Here is an 18907-nt window from a genome sequence, read left to right as displayed (position 1 = left end):
AGACTTGCAAGCATGGACACCTCGAAAAAAATGGCGGCGGGACTCACTGGACTGGCCAGCATGCTGTGGCTGGGCCTGACCGCTGCCGTTGCGGCCAACCAGCGCCGCCTCGTGTTCAATCCGACGCTCGTGCGCGAAGTCAAAAGCCCCCGTTCGAGCGGCCACCGCACCCGCCCTGTCGTCTTGCGCGCGAAAGACGGCACGCGCCTGGCCGGCTGGCTGATGACGCCCGTCATTCCCGGCCCGCGCCCGGCCGTGCTGTATTTCGGCGGGCGCTCCGAAGAAGTGTCGTGGGTCGCGCGCGACGCCGGCAAGCTGTTCCCCAACATGACCGTGCTGGCGATGAACTACCGCGGCTATGGCGACTCGCAAGGCATCCCGGCCGAGATCCACATGATCGAGGATGGCGCCCTGCTCTACGACTGGCTCGCCACGCGCGGCCAGGTCGATCCGCAGCGCATCGCCGTCGTTGGCCGCAGCCTGGGCTCGGGCGTCGCGGTGCAGGTGGCCCGCGAACGCCCCGCGCATTCAGTCGTGCTGATCACGCCGTACGACTCGATCCTGGCGATTGCCAAGCGGCGCTTTCGCGTGATGCCGATTGAATACATGCTGCGCCACCGCTTCGAGTCGATCAAGTACGCACCGATGCTCAAGGCCCCCACCTACGTGCTGCGCGCCGCCAGCGACGACGTCGTGCCCCACTTCCACACCGACCTGCTGGTGGCCAAGCTGGGCGCGCTGGTGGCCGACGAGGTGGTGCCGGACTCCGACCACATGACCATCCCATATCTGGAAGCGACACACGCCATGGTCGCCGGATTTCTCACGCGCCAGTTCAGCCAACCGGTGACGCCGGCCGCTGCGGCCGCCGTGGCCGATGCCGTGGCCAATGCCACGCCACCGGTCGAAACGACCGCAGCAGCGCCCGATCTTGTCCTCGCCACAAAATAATTGATGAAAGTTGTCAGCATTTATATTTCCAGTGAATAAATTGGGAAGTAAAATCGTATTTGTCATCAACTTGCAGCTTGATGCATATTTGACAGCTTGTGCCCGAAGGGCGCGGGCCTGGCCCCAACGACCCTCCCCAGATACAAACCGTAACCACTTGCACGGCGCCGTGCTGCGACAATCGCGCAGCCGATCCCATCGCAAGGCATGCGGCGGGTACAATATCGCTATTCCAGGAGCTCAACCATGAAATTCAAGCAACTCAGCATCACCGTGGCGGCCATGTGCCTTGCCGGCAGCGCGCTGGCGGCGCCATCGACCGCACCGATCGCCGCGCCGAAATTCGGCATGGTCTACGATGCGGGCGGCAAGTTCGACAAGTCGTTCAACCAGTCGGCCTTCGAGGGCCTGCAGCGCTTCACGAAAGAGACCGGCGTGAAAGTGTTCGAGGTCCAGGCCAATAGCGATACCCAGGCCGAGCAAGTCATGCGCGGCCTGGCGCGCAAGAAGGTCGACCTGATCGCCGCCATCGGTTTCTCGCAAACCCAAGCCGTGCAAAAAGTCGCCCGCGAATTCCCGAACGTGCGCTTCATCCTGATCGACAGCGTGGCGCAAGGCCCGAACATCGAATCGGTGATGTTCAAGGAACAGGAAGGCGCGTACCTGGTCGGCGTGGCGTCGGCCATGGCGTCCAAGACCAAGAAGCTCGGCTTTGTCGGCGGCATGGACATTCCGCTGATCCGCGCGTTTGCCTGCGGCTACGGCCAGGGCGCCAGGGCGCAGGCACCAAAAGCGGAAATCATCCAGAACATGGTCGGCACCACGGCAGCAGCCTGGAACGACCCGGCCAAGGGCGGCGAGCTGGCACGCGCGCAGTTCGACCGCGGCGTGGACGTGGTCTTCGCCGTGGCCGGCGGCAGCGGCATGGGCGCGCTGCAGATGGCCAAGACCAAGGGCAAGCTGGCCGTGGGCGTCGACTCGAACCAGAACTACCTGCACCCGGGCACGATGCTGACCTCGATGGTCAAGCGCGTCGACGTGGCAGTGTATGACTCGTTCATGGCCGTCAAGAAAGGCACCTGGAAAGCAGGCGTCACCTACAAGGGCCTGAAAGAAGGCGGCGTCGACTGGGTGCTGGACAAGGATAACCGCGCGGTCGTCACGCCGGAAATCGAAAAGCGCGTCAACGGCGTACGCCAGGACATCATCAACGGCAAGATCAAGGTCATCGATTACCGCGCCGGCAGTTCCTGCCCGGTCTGATCACCTTCATTCCATTCGAAGCGCGCCGCGCCGGTTGATTACCGGTCCGGCGCGCTTTTGAATGATAAGCACACTTCCTTTTTACGACAGATCGCAATGCAGCCAGCCGTAGAATTTCGCAACGTGAGCAAGGCCTTCGGGCCGGTGCAGGCGAACGCCGACGTCAGCTTCTCGATCGCCAAGGGTTCGATCCATGGTGTGATCGGCGAAAATGGCGCGGGCAAATCCACCCTGATGAGCATCCTGTACGGCTACTACCATGCCGACAGCGGGCAGCTCGTCATCAACGGCAAGGAGCAGCAGATCCGCTCGAGCCAGGAAGCCATCGGGCTCGGCATCGGCATGGTGCACCAGCACTTCATGCTGGTCGAGAACATGACGGTGCTCGACAACGTGATGCTGGGGGCCGAAGGCGCCTTCAAGCTGTCGAAGAAACGCCGCGAGACCGAGGTGAAGCTGCGCGAAATCTGCGCGCGCTACCACCTTGACGTCGATCCGCTGGCTGTGATTTCGGACCTGTCGGTGGGCGCGCAGCAGCGCGTTGAAATCCTCAAGCAGATCTACCGCAGCGCCGAAATCCTGATCCTGGACGAGCCGACCGCCGTGCTCACCACGCAGGAAATCGCATCGCTGTTCGACATCCTGCGGCTGTTCAAGGAACAGGGCAAGACCATCATCCTGATCACCCACAAGCTGGGCGAGATCATGGACATCACCGACCAGGTGACCGTGATGCGCGCGGGCCGCCTGGCCGGCGCCGTCGCCACGGTCGACACCAGCAAGGAGCAGCTGGCCAACATGATGGTCGGCCGTCCGATCGAAGGCAACCTGCCGCGCAAACCGTATGCGCCGGGCGCCCCGGTGCTGCAGGTCGAGAACCTGCAACTGAAGGACGCAAACGGCGTGCAGCTGCTGGGCGACATCGCCCTGTCGGTGCGGGCTGGCGAAATCGTCGCCATTGCCGGTGTATCGGGCAATGGCCAGAGCGAGTTGATGCACATCCTGTCGGGCATGCGCCTGCCAACCTCCGGCACGGTTTCACTCGAGGGCAAACCCCTGCCCTTCGCCGGCCGCTCGAACGCCGACGGCCTGCCCGCCGAACTGCGTGACATGGGTATCGGCCACGTGCCGGAAGACCGCCTGCGCGACGGCGTGATCAAGGATTTCTCGGTCATGCAGAACACCGTGTTCGGCTACCAGGAGCGCGTTACCAAGGGCATGGGCCTGTTCGATTTCGACGCGATCGCCAAGCGCTGCGCCCATTTGCTTGAAGCTTTTGATGTGCGCCCGAAAGACCCCAACGTGCGCATCGGCCTGCTCTCGGGCGGCAACCAGCAGAAGGTCGTCATCGCGCGCGAAGTGTCGGGCTCGCCGAAACTGCTGCTGGTGGGCCAGCCCACGCGCGGCGTGGACATCGGCACCATCGAGAGCATCCACACGCAACTGCTGCGCCTGCGCGACGAGGGCGTCGCGATCCTGCTGGTCTCGACCGAGCTGGAAGAAGTGCGCGCGCTGGCTGACCGCATCATCGTGATGTCGGGCGGGCGCATTACCGGCGAATTGCCGATCGACGAATTCGACACGACCCGCATTGGCCTGTTGATGGGCGGGATGCACAAATCATGAAAACCACTGAACTCCCACGCTGGGCCTCGGGCTTCGTCCTGCCGGTCCTGAATCTGCTCTCTGCCCTGCTGGTCGCGGCGCTCGTGATCCATCTGTTGGGCGAAAGCCCGGTCGAGTCGCTGCAGATCCTCGTCAACAGCGCCGTCATCAATCCGGAAGGCCTGTCGTACACGCTGTTCTATGCGTCGACCTTCGTGTTTACCGGCCTGGCCGTGTCGATCGCCATGAAGGCAGGCCTGTTCAACATCGGCGCCGAAGGCCAGATGTATCTGGGTGGCCTGGGCCTGACGCTGGCGATGCTGGCGTTCGACGCGACGCTCTCGCCGTGGCTCCTGATCCCGCTGGCGATCGTGGCCAGCGCCGTCTTCGGTGCCGCCTGGGCCTTCCTGCCCGGCTATCTGCAGGCCAAGCGCGGCAGCCACGTCGTGGTCACGACCATCATGTTCAACTTCATCGCCGCTGGCCTGATGAACTTCATCATCGTCAAGTACATGATCCCCGAGGGTGACCAGAACCCGGCCAGCCGCACCTTTACCGACGCTGCCGCGATCCCGCTGCTGTCGAACTGGCTGCCATTCTTCGGCGAGAGCACGCCGCTGAATCTGGCCTTCCTCCTGGCCCTGGTCGCGCTGGTCGTCTACTGGGTGGCCGTGTCGCGTTCGAGCTGGGGCTACCGCCTGCAGGCGACGGGCCTGAACGCCCACGCCGCGCACTATGCGGGCGTGCGCATCAGCCGCACGATCATCATTGCGATGCTGATCTCGGGCGCCCTGGCGGGCCTGGCGGCAGTGAACTCGATCCTCGGCTCGACCCACTACCTGAGCCTGAACTTCCCGGCCGGCGCGGGCTTCATCGGCATCGCGATTGCGCTGATGGGCCGCCAGCATCCGGTGGGCATCCTGCTCTCGTCGATTCTGTTCGGCGCGCTGATCCAGGGCGGTTTTGACTTGTCGCTGGAAAAACCGAACATCCCGCAAGAGACCTTCATTTTCATTCAGGGCCTGATCATCCTGTTCTGCGGCGCCATGGAAAACATGTACGCGCCAGCGGTACTCAAACTGATCAACGCAACACGCTCCAACAACGGCGCAAGCAAGGGATAAGCCATGGAAGACTTCCAGTTCGCCAGTATCGTCGTCTCCACCATCCGCAACGCGCCGGTGCTGATGTTCGCGGCCATGGCCGGCCTGTTCGCCGAGCGCAGCGGCGTGGTCGACATCGGCCTCGAAGGCAAGATCCTCGCGTCGGCTTTCGTCTCGGCCGGCGTTGCCTACACCTACCAGGATCCGTGGCTGGGCATCGCGGCCGGCATCGTCGCCTCCGTCGTGCTGGCGCTGATCCAGGCCTTCGTCTCGATCACGCAAAAGGGCAACCAGCTCGTGGCCGGCATTGCGATCAATATCGCGATGAGCGGGCTGACGTTCGTCGTCGCCCAGTATTTCTTCCAGCAGGGCGGGCGCACGCCGGACCTCGGCGAGGCGCGCCTCGCGAGCGTCATCCTGCCCGGGACCGAACTGGTGGCCGACGTGCCGGTATTGGGCTGGGTTTACGGCAGCCTGATTGGCGGGCACTCAGTGCTGGTGTACCTGGCCTTTGCCCTGCTCCCGATCGTGCACTGGGTGCTGTTCTACAGCCGCTTCGGCCTGCGTCTGCGCGCCTGCGGCGAAAACCCGCACGCGGCCGACGCGGCCGGCATCTCGGTCCAGCGCACCCGCTACACGGCGATGATCATCGCCGGCGTGCTGTGCTCGTTCTCGGGCGCCTACCTGTCGATCGTCCAGAGCGGCTTCTTCCTGCGCGACATGTCGGCTGGCGCCGGCTACCTGGCGCTGACGGCGCTGGTGTTCGGCAACTGGCGCCCCGTGCACACGGTGCTGGGTTGCATGATGTTCGGCTTCTTTGCCGCAGTACAGATCCAGATCGAAGGCGTCGACCTGCCGGTCGTGGGCCGCATTCCGGGTTCGCTGATCCAGATGATTCCGTACATCGTCACGGTGGTCGTGCTGGCAGGCCTGATGGCCAAGTCGGTGGCGCCCAAGGCGCTGGGCAAGCCGTTCGTCAAGTCGCGTTGATCCTCCGCCGGCCAGTGCCGGCCGGTGCCTGAACAATGACGCTGCCGCCCTGGCAGCGTCAAAAGCAGCCAGGGTCAGGTCTGACATTTGGACACGGGCTCTGCCCTATCCCGTTCAGAAGGGCTTTGAAGAACAGCCGGGGTCAAGAACAGCCGGGGTCAGGTCTGACATTTGGACACGGGCTCTGCCTTAGTCCGTTCATAAGGGCTTTCATCAATAGACTTTTGTTGAGCCCGTGTCTGAATGTCAGACCTGACCCCGCCGTGTGTTGAGTCCGTGTCTGAATGTCAGACCTGACCCTGCCGTGTGTGTGTTGAGTCCGTGTCTGAATGTCAGACCTGACCCCGCCGTGTGTGTTGAGTCCGTGTCTGAATGTCAGACCTGACCCCGCCGTGTGTGACCCCGCCGTGTGCCCCTGCCGTATCCTTGCCCCTGTTCGTGCTGAGCCTGCCCAGCATGTGGGAGACCTGCAACAATGTAAAAAAATGGAATCGTGCGCACAACCAGATTTCTGCTCTTATCTTAGTATGTGCCATATCATTTTTTTAACAGCCAAGGAAATTTTGTAATGAAGACTGTCTCCGTACGCCTCCTGTCCAGCCTGGTCTTGATGGCCGCTTCGTTCTCGGCCTCTGCCGGTCCGAACGTCGTCAGAGCGCTTGAAGTCAAAGGCGTATTCAATGAAAAAGTGGGGCCTGCGCCGCAATGTGCGTCCACCCTTGGCGGCAAGCTCGCCGGCCACGGTGAGACGGCTGAAGGAACGCCGGTCGCGTTCGTGGGCGGTGATTGCTTCGCCCAGTCTGGCACGACGTTCACCTTCAGCAAGGGCAAGTTCATCCTGCTGTATCCAAACGGCGACCAGATTTTCGCCGACTACAGTGGCCAGTTCGTTCCTACCGGCGCAGGCACTGCCTACGTCATGAACGGTGGCACCTTCACCATCACCGGCGGCTCCGGCACCTATTTTCACGCAACCGGCGGCGGCTCCCTGAGCGGCACCGAAGACTTGTCGAACGGCGCCGGTACGATTGGCTTATCGGGTCGGGTTTCTTACAAGCAGAAGTAACTCCCTGAAACAGCGCCGAGCGACGCTGATACTGCGTCGTGACGGCCTGATTCAAGAAAGAGCGGCATGTAAAAAGAGCGGCGGATATCCCGCTCTTTTTACATGCCGCTCTTTTGCTTGCCGATTTCTGATGGTGTCATTAACGAGCAGCGAAGCTGACTGTCGTCAAACCCCGACGATGCCCGCGTTATGTCACGGCGTGACGGGATCGACCGGCTCGAAGCCCGCCGCTCGGCGGCTCGAGCGTGCCAGTGTCCAGGCGAAGCCGATGCCCGCCGACGTGCCCGAATTCTTCAGGTGCAGCGGGCTGTCGCGGTTGGCGCTGCCAGCGTACGACTCGTAACGCACGTAGCCGAACAAACGCACGTCAGGATTGAGCTGGCGCGTGGCGAACAATCCCACGCGCGCGAGGACCAGGCCGGCGTCGGCGCTGTACGCATCGCGGCTCGCGGTTGCATACTGCGGCGCGACCTCATAGAAGTAGCGGTTGATACGCTTGTCGCCGAACACCACCGACGTATTGGCTTCGAACGACCACAGACCGCGTTCGCCGCGCGTTTCGTAGGCCAGCTTTGGCTCGAACGTCCAGCCCTGGCGCCGCAGGCCACCGCGTGCTTCGATCACGGCGCGCACTGGCAGTTCGGCACGCAATCGACTCGTCGCGTCAATGTCAGCCACGCGGATTTTCAGGCGCGGGCCAAATTCGAACAGCGCACCCAGGTCCGGCATGCCGGCACGCGCCTCGACGTCATCGGAATCAGACGGCAACGCCCCGGACAGGCCAACATCGAACTCTAGCCGATCGGAGCGGAACAGACGCGCACCGATACCCGACTGGTCAGCGCGCAGCACTTCCCCGCGATAGAGCAGGAACGGGATGGGCAGGATGCGATTGGTGCGATCGTCGGCGCCGGGATAAGCAGGCGTGCTCAGGGCCGCAGCGCCAAGGCCAAACTCCCACAGCGGCAGGCTGGCGCCGGCCGGGGTTTGTGCGTGGGCGTGGAGTGCGGGGAACAGGCAGGCTGCCGCGATGGCAGCCTTCAATGGAACGTGCATGGGGCCTCGGGAGTCTGGTCGGGGGATGACCGGATTCTATCCGAGGCCGTGCCAAAAGTGCACCGCGCGCGCGAACAATCCGCGCGCTGCAGGCCGTGGGCTTACGGCCAGATCGCCTGCAGCATCGCGGCCAGGTTGTACCCGCCCTTGATCAGCTGGGTCTTGGCGATTTCCGAGCTCGGCACCGGATAGTTGGCCGGCACTTCGAGCGCGAAGGTGTAGTAGGTTTCGCCCTTCTTGCCCGTCTGCGGCGTCAGCTTGCCCGGCACCACGTCGGCATATGCCAGCTTGGCCGACTTCAGGCCGTCTTCCACCCACTGCACGGGCCAGGTGGCCACGTCGCCTTTGGCTTTCGCGACCAGCGGCGCGCTGGCGATCGCCACGTCCGCGAACTGCTCCGGCGTGCGCGTCTTGATGCGGCGGAATGCGTAGTCGACCGTCGTGCTGTCCCAGTACGAGTGGAACGGCTTGGTCAGCGCCTTTGGCACGCCTTCCTTGATGACGACTGGCTCACCGGGCGGAATCACCCCTTTCGACAGCGCTGCCAGTTTCTCGTCATCGAGCAGCAGGTTATTGCCACCGCGCGAATCGAACACGAGCGCGTCGTCGATTTCGGCGCGCGATTTCGGCACGATGAACTTGCCGTCCTTGCTCACGAACGCCGAACCCACGTGCAGTGGCTGATGGATGTCGCCGGCAAAGTGTGCCAGCAGGATCAGGGCCTGGCGCTTGGTGAACTTGTGCGGGTTCAGCGCCGGATCGGTCTTGCCCTGCAAGACGGCGATGCACTGCTCCAGCGTCTGCACGATGTCGACGTCGCTCGTGCCCACGCCATGCTCATGGTAGTGATCGAGCTGGAACGGCACGTTGGTGTAGTGGTATTCGCTGTGGCGCGGGTTGCCTTCGACGTATTCCACCATCTCGGGCGTCTGCGGGCCGCAGTACGTGCCCTTGACGCAGTCGGCCCAGTTGGCGACCGACGCCAGCGATTCACCCGGCTGCAGCAGCAGCGCGATCTGCTTTTGCGCGTTGGTCCCCTTGAGCAGCTTGTCGGCGATCGAGCCGACAGCGCGGTGGCCGTCGCGGCCCCAGGCGGCGGCGTCCGATGCGCCCAGTAATCCAAAAGCGCCGGTCAGCGCCAGCACGCATGCGAGTTTTTTCATGATGGTCCTGATGGTCTTAATTGAGGCGCACGATGCGCGGGGTAGCCGGGGCCAGCGCGGCGCCCTGCCCTTCGAGTTTTTTCAGGTAGGCGATGAAGCCGTCCAGGTCACGCAGGCCGGTATCGATGCGCTGCGTGCCGAGCGCGAATTCCGGATAGCCGTCGCTGCCTTCGGCCAGGAAGTTATTCAGCGCCAGGCGGTAGGTTGCACCGTCGTCGAGCGGCTTGCCATCGAGCTTGACGCTGCCCGGCACCAGCCGGTTGCCGGCCGGCCGCTTCGCGTCCCACGTGTAGGTGAAGCCTTGCGAGACTTGCAGGACGCTGGACGTCACGTTCGGGCCGTCGGGCCACTGGCGCTCGAGCAGGTTGCGGATCTGCGCGCCGGTCAGATTCATCACGACGGTCGTGTTCCCGAACGGGAGCACGGCCTGCGCCTGGCCGAAGTTGACGGTCTTGTCGGCGCCTGCTTCGAGATCGCGCCGGATGCCGCCGTTGTTCATGAAGGCGAACTGCGCGCCCAGGCTGCGCGCAGAGTCCAGCGCCGCATCGGCAACCAGGTTTCCAAGAGGCGATTCCCCCGCATCGTTATTCTTGCGCAGCAGCGGCGCGACGGCGATCTTGGCGATCGGACGCGTCAGAGCAGCCTCGCTGCGCTCTTTCACTTGCGCGACGTATGCGACCATCTTTGGATCGGCCGGATACTCGCCCGGCTTCATGACCACGTTGGCAACGGTCAGGTTCGACACCGCGCCGGTGGTTGGCTCGACCTGCATCGACACACGCGTGAGCAGGTGGCCGGCCGTATCGGCCTGGGTCACGACCCGGCCATCGACATCGCACAGATAACCTTGATGCGAATGCCCGGTCAGCACCAGCTTGACCGACGGGTCGATCTTCTGGACGACCGGGACGATATCGCCCGTCAGCTTGCTGCAACCGGTTTGCAACGGCGACTCGACCGTGCGGCCGCCCTGGTGCACGAGGGCCACGATGACCTGGGCGCCGGCCGCGCGCATGGCCGGCAGCGCATTGTTGATCGCTTCGGCTTCGTCACCGAAGCGCAAGCCCGCGATGCCCGACGCGACAACCATGTTCGGCGTATCACGCAGCACCACACCGACCAGGCCGACCTTGATGCCCTTGACGGTTTCGATGGTGAAGCCCGGGATGATCGGCTTGCCGGTGACCTTGTCGATCACGTTCGCGCCCAGGTACGTGAATTTGGCGCCACCAAAGTTCGGCGTGAACTTGCAGGCCTTGGTTGGGTGTGGCGAATCACAGCCGCCGTTCTGCTGGCGCAGCAGCTCCTTGCGGCCGCCGTCGAATTCATGGTTGCCTACCGCGCTCGCGCGCAGGTTCAGCATGTTCATCACTTCGATCGTCGGCTCGTCGGCCCACAACGACGACAGCGCCGGGCTGGCGCCGACGATATCGCCGGTCGACACGAGCAGCAACTCCTTGTCTTCCTTGCGCCAGGCCTGCAGGGCCGCTGCCACGGCTTCGGCGCCGCCGGCGCGCATGACCTGGTCCTTGCCGTCGGCGCCCTTGAGCACGTAGCGGCTTGGTTCCAGATTGCCGTGGAAGTCATTGAGCGATACCAGATTGATGGTGACCGGGCCCTGTGGGGCGGTCACGCAGCCGGCCAGCAGCAGCACGACGGTGAGTGTGGAAAGACGAGCGCTTGCGCGACGCGAGACGATCATGAAAAACACCTTTTATGGAATCGGGCCGGGGTCGCCGGCATCCGAAAAACGGGGCTTGGATAAGCGCAACAGCAAGCATTATCCCATGCCGCCTGTGCGCAGGAAATCCTTACAGCAGCAGGGCTCATGACTTTTTTGATGAAAAAACGGCCGGTGTTTCCACCGGCCGTTTTGACTACCTCATGCTACGAATTGACGCTGCTTAGAATTCGTAACGCAGGGTTGCCTGGATTGCCCACTGCGACTCGCCCTTGGCTTGCTTCAGGTCCTGACGCTCGACATCGTTACGCACGACGTAGACATAACGACCTTGTGCATCGATACCGGCGACATCGACGAAGCTGCGTGCCTGACCACCGGAGCCCTGGAAGCTGATCTCTTCGGTACGGCCCCATTTCTTGTTCAGCAGGTTGCCGAAGTTCATGAAGTCGAGCGAGAAGGTCGCCTTGTTGCGTGCGAAGATGCCCGGGATTTCCTGGCTGATGCGCACGTCGAAGGTGTTGACCCATTCAGCGGTCGAGTTGTTACGGCTCACGACACCACCGGCAGCCTTGCTCAGGCCCTTGTTCGCATTGACGACGTCCCAGAAGCGCTGCTCGTTGGCGCGGTTCGTTGCGGTGTCACCTGCAAACGCGACTTCGTTCGAACCGAAGGCGGTCGGGATGTACATCAGGTCGTTACCGGCCAGATTGTCACCGTTCATGTCGTTGTTGAACGTCCAGCTGTACGGACGGCCTTCACGACCTTCGTAGAAGACGCCCAGACGCGTGTTGTAGCCTTCGAAGAATTTCTTCTGGAAGTTCATCAGCGCATTGACGCGGTTCTTGATGGCGTAGCTCGAGGTCGCGGCGACTTCTTCGTTCGGGTTGAACGACGAACGGCCGTTGAAGTTCGAGTTGGCCACCGACGACGTCAGCGGCGAGACTTCGGTCGCATCGGTGTAGGTGTACGCCACCGACCAGCCAAAGCCCTTGGTCATCGGCTGCGACAGCGACATGGTCAGCACTTTCGCGTCGCCCTTGTCGGTATCACGCGCCACCAGCACGTTGTTGAAGCTGCGGTTGTTCAGCGAACGGTTGACAGCGCCGCAGCTGGTGATGATGTTCGCCGTGTTGTTCGACACGCCGTAGCACGCCGTGCTCAGGCCGGCTGCATTCCAGAACAGCGGACGGCCATCCGAACCGTTGCGCGTTGCTGCGCCCAGGTTCAGGTGTTCGTAGTAGATGCCGTTCTTGTTCTTGGTGTACAGCGCTTCGGCGCCGAAGACCAGACCGTACCATGGCAGTTCGGTGTCGAACGCCAGGTTGGTTTTCCAGATCGATGGCTGACGGAAGCTTGGATCCAGGAAGTTGACGTCCGCGGCCGGAATCGCGCCGGCAATGGCAGGCTGGGCGTCAGGATTGAAGCTGGTCAGGCCGCCGGTGGTCGGGCAGCGGGTTGCGCCGGTGCCCGAGCAGCTGATCGTGGCGGTGGCCACGCCGGTGCCCGAGAACGGGTTCGACATCCACACCGTGGCTGCCGCGCCCTGGAACAGGCCGAAGCCGCCGCGGATCTGGGTCGGACGTGGCGACTTGTCGAAGCGGTAGTTAAAGCCGAAGCGTGGCTGGATCAGGTCGGTACCATCGATGGTGCGGGTGTTGTCCAGACCGAAGCCGCCGGACTGGCGCACGCCGGTGGCTGGGTTGCCGGCCACCAGTGGCTGGGCAGCAGCAATATTGGCCAATGGACGGCCGCCGACATCGTTACGGTCGTAGCGCACGCCGTAGGTCAGGGTCAGCTGGTCGTTGACGGTCCAGGTGTCTTGCAGGAACAGGCCGGTGTTCTTGGTGCTGAACTCGGCAACCGCATCGTTCAGCGACGCGCCTGGCAGCGCGCGCTGCTGGCTGTAGCTCAGTGGGCGACCCTTCTGGAAGTTCTCCAGCACGGCTTGCTGCACTTGTGCATTGGTTGCGCGTGCGCAGCTTGGCAGTGCGCCGAAGCTGTAGAAGTTCGCGTCTGCCGAATCCAGGCAGGCGTAGGTGTACGAGCCGTTGATACCCTGCAGGAACGCGTTGTAGACATCGTTCTTGGTGTAGTCGGCACCGAACTTCATTTCATGGTCGCCCACGATCCAGTTGGCGCCGGCGTACAGGTCCTTGGTCTTGTTGCGCAGCACGTTGTTGTGACGGCTGAACTCGGTACCGAAGTTGATGTTACGGTTGGCGGTCGACAGGCCGCTTGGTGCGTCAGCCGGCAGCGCGCCGCTGAACTGCAGGGCCATCGATGGCGTGCGGGTCGCGTTGACCGGGACCGAATCGTAATCGCGGTTCGAGAACTTGAGCTCGGTCGAGAAGTTCGGGGTCCAGTCCGAGAACAACTGGGCGACGGTGGTCTCGATCGACTTGCCCTGGTTGTAGAAGCTCGACGACAGGCCGACACCGGTGGCCGAGAAGCCCGGGTAGAACGGCTCGCCCTGTTCGGTCTTGGCGTAACGCAGGTTGGCGCGGTGTTCGTCGGTGATGTTCCAGTCGAACTTCACCAGGCGCTCTTTCGAGGTCAGCATCGAGCCGGTTGGCACGGCAGTGCTGCCGATGTCGACACCGTAGGTCTGCTGGGCGATGCGCTGGGCTTCCGAGATGGCCGACTGGCTGATGCCGACGGTGGTGCCGGCGCCGCTGCCGATGGCGCCGAACTCAGGGCTCGAACGCGAGCTTTCAAAGTTTTCGGCCAGAGCGTAGATGAACAGCTTGTCCTGAATCAGCGGACCCGATGCCCAGACACCCTTGGTGGTTTCCTTCGATTTCGGCGCGTCGGTGTAGACGTCGGTAATCGGGTTGTAACGGTCGCCCGACAGATTGTCGTTGCGGTACACGTAGTACACGCCACCCTTGTAGGTGTTGGTACCCGACTTGGTCACGGCGTTGATGTTCGCGCCGGTGTAGCCCTTCTGGGTGACGTCGTAGTTGGCGACGTTGACCTGCACCGACTGGATCGCTTCGATCGAGATCGGCTGACGCGCGGTCGGGCTGCCATTGGCTTCCAGGCCGAACGTGTCGTTGATCGCAACGCCGTCGATGGTGGTCGAGTTGTAGCGCGAGTTCTGGCCGGCGACCGAGATTTCGCCACGGTCCTTGTCGGTCTGCGACACACGCGGGTCGGCACGCGCATAGTCTTGCAGGTTACGCTGGATCGATGCCTGGGTCTGGAGCTGGGTGTTGCTGATGGCAGTGCCCGCACCCATGTTGTTGCTCGTGAAGACTTCCGAACGCGATGCGGTACCGGCGATGGTCACGGTCTGCACGCCCAGGGTGGCGTCGACTTCGGCGGTCTGCGCCAGATCGAGGAAGACGTTGTTGCGGGTTTGGGTAATGCCGTCTTTGGTGATAGTGATGGTGTAAGGACCACCCACGCGCAGGCCACGTGCAACGTAGCGGCCTTCAGCGTCGGTTACGACATTGCTGACAGAACCCGACTCGGTGTGCAGGATCTGCACTTGCGCGCCGGCAGCCGGCTGACCCGAGACGTTCGAGATACGGCCACCGACGGCCGAAGTGGTGTTCTGTGCGAACGACGGCGACGCCGCCAACGCAACTGACAAAGCCAGCGCCAACTTGGTGAGCCGGATCTGCTGCTGAGTGATCATTGATTACCCCAAAAAGAACTTCAAAGTTGTTTGTTGGACGCCCGACGGACGTCCTCCCCTGCTTTACTGCTTGTTGTATTCGTCGTGCTGCGCCAGTGATTCAGCCGGCAAGCGGCTGCGATTGTATCGGTACAATGTTTCAACAAAATGACACGATGTGTGGTTTGATTTACAGCAGAATTGCGCCAATATGCATCAGCGTTTTCAGCCCGACAAATTCAATTTGGCTTGGCTATTCAGAGCTTTCTCGTATAAATCATCCCGTCGGCGTTGTCCTTACGCGACAGAAATCGTGTCATTTGGCGCGCTTTATGACATGGCGGAATTATATGCGTGGCATTCCACGGTGAAATTTTTTCGGCAAAAAATCAGTAGAACCAGCGGTGCAACACAGAATTGTGTAGCGAGAAGACGACAAACCTTACTTCTGAATTAACTAAGTGCCGAAAAGTCGAAGGTCGTTTATGACAGGCAGGCGATCCGGCGAGCGCCGGATCGGGGATGACACACTTTATTTCGCGCGTGCTGCCTCAGGCGCCATGGCAGCGACTTGCGCCTCGAATCGGGCGTAGCGCCCATCGAGCTGTTTCGTTAAGCGTTGTTTTTCTGCAACGGGCAGGAAGGCGTAGCGGATGCTGTTGTACGACGCCTTCTTGATTTCCGCGTAAGAAGGCTTGAACTGGCTGGCAAATTGCACGTACTCGTGCGACAGCGTGTGGCGGGTCACGCCAGCGTCGTCGGTCGAAATCACGTACGGCACGCCATACTTGCGGTATAGGTGGATCGGATGATCCGCGCCGGTCACGCCGCTGATGAATGCGTTCGAGGTCAGGTTGATCTCGACCGGAATATCCTTCTCGCGCATGGTCTTGATGATGGCCGGTGCGTTGGCTTCATGCGCCAGGTCCAGGCCATGGCCGATGCGGTCGGCGCCGGCAATGCCCAGGGCACTGTCGATGTGGAACTTCAGGCCTTCCGGCGGTACTTCGCCCAGCGCCAGCTCGCCCGCATGCATCGCCACCTTGACGTCCGGGTACACGGTCTTGAGGAAGCGGAACATCTTCATGTGCAGCAGGTAGTCGCGCATCGACACGTGCAGGCTTTCCTGGCCGACGATGTTCACGCCGACGATGCGCCCGCCCTTGGCGGCAGCCTTGAAGCTCGACACCATCGCCGAGAACACCTGCGACGGCGCCAGGAGGCGCAGCGTGTAGTTCTGGTAGCGCATCGTGAAGCGCTCGTCGTCGATGCCTTCCGAGGCCGCGTTGATCTGCGCGACGAAGCTGTCGATCGACGTGTTGTAGGCGGTGTTCGCGTCCAGCGCCGCCAGCTCGGCGCGCAACTGGGCGCCCAGCGCCGCGTCGTCGTTCACGCTGGCGCGGGTGCTGGTGTCGAAGGCGGCGTTGGCCACGAATGGCGAGAGCAGGAACATCGTTTCGATGTAGCCGACATTTTCGGCGATGGCGCGCGCCTTGATCTCTTGCAGGCCTTCGCGCAGGTTGTCATTGGCCACCGGGCCGAAGTAGCCGAAGGTGCCGAAGAACAGGCGGTCCGGCGCCGGCTGGATCGCGACGTGGTTGCTGAAATCCTTGTTCGACCAGCGCTTGACCAGCTCGCGCCAGGTGTTTTCGTCGGCATTGACCTGTGCGCCCGACAGGCAGGTGCGTTCGGCCGCCGGTTTGGCGCGCTGCGCGGCGATGGTCGCCTTGTCGGTCTCGATGCGGTAGGTGTTCTTGTCGATGCAGAAGCCCTGCTTGTCGACGAAATCGACATAGGTCTCGGCATAGATCGCGCCCGAATAATGGTGGTGCAAATCGCCACCCTTGGGCATCTGCGTGAAGAACATCGTCAGCTCGGACAGGCGCGGCGTGCTGCCCTCGATCAGGCTGGCGTAGTGGCGCGCGGTGGCCGCTTCGTTGGCGGTGACCGATGGCGCCCGGGCCAGGACGGGCGAAGCGACGACGGCCAGCGCCAGCAGCGCACTGCCGGGCAAATACTTGTGCATGGTGAGACTTTCAGGATGGATGGCGGATAAATGACAAGCGCCCAACTCTAACGCCTTCGTGCGGGGTTGGCAATATTGCCAACCCTACCTTTCGTGGACGAGGCGACCATACGAATACGTCGCGGCCACCGTGCGGTCATCCCCCAGCAACGCCAGCGCGAACAGCAACTCTTCGAGCGAGTGGCTGTGACTCGTGCGGCGCGCCATCAGCGGCGTCGCCTCGCGGTCCAGCACCACGAAGTCCGCTTCGAGGCCGGGCGCGAAACTGCCGATCGTGTCGTCCAGCCCCATCGCGCGCGCGGCGCCCAGCGTGGCCAGGTAAAACATGCGCAGCGCCGTCAGGTAGCTGCCCTTCATGCGCGCGACCTTGTACGCCTCGTTCATCGTCTGCAGCAGCGAGAACGACGTGCCGGCGCCCACGTCCGTACCCAGCGACAGCAGCATGCCGGCCTTGTCGGCGCGCTCGAAATCGAACAGGCCACTACCCAGGAACAGATTCGACGTGGGGCACACGGCGGCGGCCGAGCCGGTGGCCGCCATGCGCGCCATGTCCTCGTCGTCGAGCCAGATGCAGTGGCCAAACATCGCGCGCGGGCGCATCAGGCCATAGCTGTCGTACACGTCGAGATAACTGCGCGCCTGCGGGAACAGCTCGCCCACCCAGGTGCACTCGTCGAGGTTCTCGGCCACATGGGTCTGGATGAAGGTGTCCGGATACGCCGCCGCCAGCTCGCCCGTCAGGCGCAGCTGGGCCTCGGTCGACGTCGGCGCAAAGCGCGGCGTGATCGCATACAGCGCGCGGCCGCGCTTGTGCCAGCGCTTGATCAGCGCTTCGCTCTCGCCCAATTCGCCTTCGAGGTCGCGTAAAAAGTCCGGGCAGTTGCGGTCCATGAGCACCTTGCCGGCCACCATGCGCAGGTTGCGCGCTTCGCTTGCGGCAAAGAACGCGTCGACCGATTGCGGGTGCACGGTGCAGTAGACCATTGCCGTGGTGGTCCCGCAGCGCAGCAGTTCGTCGAGGAAGAAGTCGGCCGTCGAGCGCCCATCTGCATGATCTTCGTAGCGGCGCTCGGTCGGGAACGTATAGGTCTCGAGCCACGGCAGCAGGCCCGGGGCCGGCGAGGCAATCATGTCGGTCTGCGGATAATGCAGGTGCGTGTCGATGAAGCCGGGGACGATCAGCTTGCCGCGGTAGTCGACGGGTTCGAGGCCCGCAGGCAGCGTGGGCGCGAGCGCGGCGTAGTCGCCAGCGGCCTGGATGCGGCCATCCTCGACGATCAGCAGGCCGTCTTCGTACAACAGCGCGGCGCCGTCGTCGAACGCCGGATCGGCGCGAAAGTGCAGCAGGCTGGCGCGATAGGCCTGCACATTGGGTGATGCAGTGGGCATTACAGGAATTCCGGTTGAGGTTCGGGGTGATGTGCAGCTTCCCACACGGCCAGCAATTGCGCCACACTCGACGCTGCGATCACGGCCGGGGCCTTGCCGGCAATCCCGGGCAGGCCGATCGGGCAGACCATATTGGCCAGGCGCGCATCGTCGATGCCGCGCTCGCGCAGGCGCGCTTCGAACTGGCTGCGCTTGGTGCCTGATCCAATCAGGCCGAACCAGTCGGGCGTGGCCGGATGCGCGGGGCGCGCCAGGATTGCATGGCACAGGCGCAGGTCGAGCGCGTGGCTGTGGGTCATGACGAGAAAGCTCGTGCCGGGCGCGGCGTGTTCTACCAGCGCCTCGGGCGTATCGGTCGCCTCGATCGTCACGTTCGGGGGAATGGAGGCCGGGAACATGGCGTCGCGTTCGTCGACCCACGTCACGCGGCATGGCAACTCGGCCAGCGCGCGCACGATGGCGGCGCCGACGTGGCCGGCGCCGAACAGCATCAGGTGCGCGCGCGGCGCCAGGACCGGGTCGAGCAGCCAGCGGCGACCGCCCTCGCCTTCCAGCACCCGGGCCTCGGGTACGCGTTCAAATGCCGGTGCGGCCGGCGTGCCCGCGAGCAGCGCTGCATCGTCGAACAAGGCCCACTCGAACGCGCCGTCGAGGGCGACGAGGCGCCAGGTGTCGACGTTGGGGCGTGCGCGAAGAATCTCGACCTGCGCGGCATCGACGCGTTCGAACGCCAGCCAGGCGACGCCGCCGCAGCACTGGCCCAGGCTCGGGCCGAGCGCAAAGCGCTCGAAGCGACGCGCTTCGCCAAGCTGCAGCATCGTGCGCGCAATCTCCAGCGCGCGGTGTTCGAGATGGCCGCCGCCGATGGTGTCGTCAAAATCGTGTGTGCGCACCAGCATCTTCGCGCCCGGCTCACGCGGCGCCGAGCCCTTCACGGCGGCCACCGTGACCAGCACGGACGGCACATCGCCTTGAGCGCGCAACCAGTCCAT

At 63.2% G+C, this 18907-nt stretch carries 13 protein-coding genes; 6 read left to right on the top strand and 7 right to left on the bottom strand.

Annotated elements, in window-relative coordinates; genetic code table 11:
* The first annotated feature begins 12 nt into the window (after positions 1-12).
* From AC56LW_RS07365 to AC56LW_RS07340, 6 genes are all read left to right on the top strand, one after another.
* Positions 13-951 carry an alpha/beta hydrolase gene (locus AC56LW_RS07365; RefSeq protein WP_499633189.1) on the top strand — a complete coding sequence of 313 codons (939 nt, stop codon included), beginning with the start codon at positions 13-15 and terminating at the stop codon, positions 949-951.
* Positions 952-1197: 246 nt separating this feature from the next.
* The gene (locus tag AC56LW_RS07360; protein WP_499633188.1) at positions 1198-2214 is read left to right on the top strand and encodes a BMP family lipoprotein; all 1017 of its coding nucleotides are present in this window, start codon (positions 1198-1200) and stop codon (positions 2212-2214) included.
* 96 nt (positions 2215-2310) lie between these two features.
* Positions 2311-3840, top strand: a complete 1530-nt coding sequence (locus AC56LW_RS07355; protein ID WP_499633186.1) for an ABC transporter ATP-binding protein — start codon at positions 2311-2313, stop codon at positions 3838-3840.
* Positions 3837-4943 (top strand): ABC transporter permease, encoded by a 1107-nt coding sequence (locus tag AC56LW_RS07350; RefSeq protein ID WP_258836469.1) that lies wholly within the window; start codon positions 3837-3839, stop codon positions 4941-4943. Before AC56LW_RS07355 ends, AC56LW_RS07350 begins: the two co-directional genes overlap by 4 nt.
* Before the next feature lie 3 nt (positions 4944-4946).
* Complete coding sequence (locus tag AC56LW_RS07345) at positions 4947-5912, top strand: ABC transporter permease (protein WP_183557370.1); 966 nt, start codon at positions 4947-4949, stop codon at positions 5910-5912.
* A 568-nt stretch (positions 5913-6480) separates the two neighbouring features.
* On the top strand, positions 6481-6978 hold the full coding sequence (locus tag AC56LW_RS07340) for a hypothetical protein (protein WP_332533600.1): 498 nt from the start codon (positions 6481-6483) through the stop codon (positions 6976-6978).
* Between the two features lie 192 nt (positions 6979-7170).
* Here AC56LW_RS07340 and AC56LW_RS07335 read toward each other — a convergent pair whose 3' ends face one another.
* From AC56LW_RS07335 to xdhC, 7 genes are all read right to left on the bottom strand, one after another.
* A complete protein-coding gene (locus AC56LW_RS07335; RefSeq protein ID WP_332533601.1) occupies positions 7171-8034 on the bottom strand; it encodes a MipA/OmpV family protein in 864 nt (287 codons plus the stop codon).
* A 101-nt stretch (positions 8035-8135) separates the two neighbouring features.
* On the bottom strand, positions 8136-9197 hold the full coding sequence (locus tag AC56LW_RS07330) for a S1/P1 nuclease (protein WP_332533602.1): 1062 nt from the start codon (positions 9195-9197) through the stop codon (positions 8136-8138).
* A gap of 16 nt (positions 9198-9213) precedes the next feature.
* Entirely contained in the window at positions 9214-10899 is a 1686-nt protein-coding gene (locus AC56LW_RS07325; RefSeq protein WP_499633182.1) for a bifunctional metallophosphatase/5'-nucleotidase, read from the bottom strand.
* Positions 10900-11101: 202 nt separating this feature from the next.
* Positions 11102-14521: a TonB-dependent receptor gene (locus AC56LW_RS07320; protein WP_332533604.1), complete on the bottom strand. Its 3420-nt coding sequence runs from the start codon at positions 14519-14521 to the stop codon at positions 11102-11104.
* A gap of 511 nt (positions 14522-15032) precedes the next feature.
* Positions 15033-16526: an adenosine deaminase gene (locus AC56LW_RS07315; protein WP_499633181.1), complete on the bottom strand. Its 1494-nt coding sequence runs from the start codon at positions 16524-16526 to the stop codon at positions 15033-15035.
* Positions 16527-16610: 84 nt separating this feature from the next.
* Positions 16611-17915, bottom strand: coding sequence for a guanine deaminase (gene guaD / locus AC56LW_RS07310; RefSeq protein ID WP_499633179.1), 1305 nt, complete (start codon positions 17913-17915; stop codon positions 16611-16613).
* On the bottom strand, positions 17915-18907 hold the full coding sequence (xdhC, locus tag AC56LW_RS07305) for a xanthine dehydrogenase accessory protein XdhC (RefSeq protein WP_499633671.1): 993 nt from the start codon (positions 18905-18907) through the stop codon (positions 17915-17917). The genes guaD and xdhC overlap by 1 nt, the downstream gene beginning before the upstream one ends.

The organism is Telluria sp. LT2P80 (assembly GCF_059685955.1).
Note: the sequence above shows the minus strand (reverse complement) of the source record. Positions and strands in the feature narration are given on the sequence as shown.

Bases quoted from the DNA above. Each gene is read 5' to 3' on its own strand.
- AC56LW_RS07330 (WP_332533602.1), bottom strand. From the start codon at position 9,197: ATGAAAAAACTCGCATGCGTGCTGGCGCTGACCGGCGCTTTTGGATTA.
- AC56LW_RS07320 (WP_332533604.1), bottom strand. From the start codon at position 14,521: ATGATCACTCAGCAGCAGATCCGGCTCACCAAGTTGGCGCTGGCTTTG.
- xdhC (WP_499633671.1), bottom strand. From the start codon at position 18,907: ATGGACTGGTTGCGCGCTCAAGGCGATGTGCCGTCCGTGCTGGTCACG.
- AC56LW_RS07365 (WP_499633189.1), top strand. From the start codon at position 13: ATGGACACCTCGAAAAAAATGGCGGCGGGACTCACTGGACTGGCCAGC.
- AC56LW_RS07345 (WP_183557370.1), top strand. From the start codon at position 4,947: ATGGAAGACTTCCAGTTCGCCAGTATCGTCGTCTCCACCATCCGCAAC.
- AC56LW_RS07360 (WP_499633188.1), top strand. From the start codon at position 1,198: ATGAAATTCAAGCAACTCAGCATCACCGTGGCGGCCATGTGCCTTGCC.
- AC56LW_RS07355 (WP_499633186.1), top strand. From the start codon at position 2,311: ATGCAGCCAGCCGTAGAATTTCGCAACGTGAGCAAGGCCTTCGGGCCG.
- AC56LW_RS07335 (WP_332533601.1), bottom strand. From the start codon at position 8,034: ATGCACGTTCCATTGAAGGCTGCCATCGCGGCAGCCTGCCTGTTCCCC.
- AC56LW_RS07325 (WP_499633182.1), bottom strand. From the start codon at position 10,899: ATGATCGTCTCGCGTCGCGCAAGCGCTCGTCTTTCCACACTCACCGTC.
- AC56LW_RS07315 (WP_499633181.1), bottom strand. From the start codon at position 16,526: ATGCACAAGTATTTGCCCGGCAGTGCGCTGCTGGCGCTGGCCGTCGTC.
- AC56LW_RS07350 (WP_258836469.1), top strand. From the start codon at position 3,837: ATGAAAACCACTGAACTCCCACGCTGGGCCTCGGGCTTCGTCCTGCCG.
- AC56LW_RS07340 (WP_332533600.1), top strand. From the start codon at position 6,481: ATGAAGACTGTCTCCGTACGCCTCCTGTCCAGCCTGGTCTTGATGGCC.
- guaD (WP_499633179.1), bottom strand. From the start codon at position 17,915: ATGCCCACTGCATCACCCAATGTGCAGGCCTATCGCGCCAGCCTGCTG.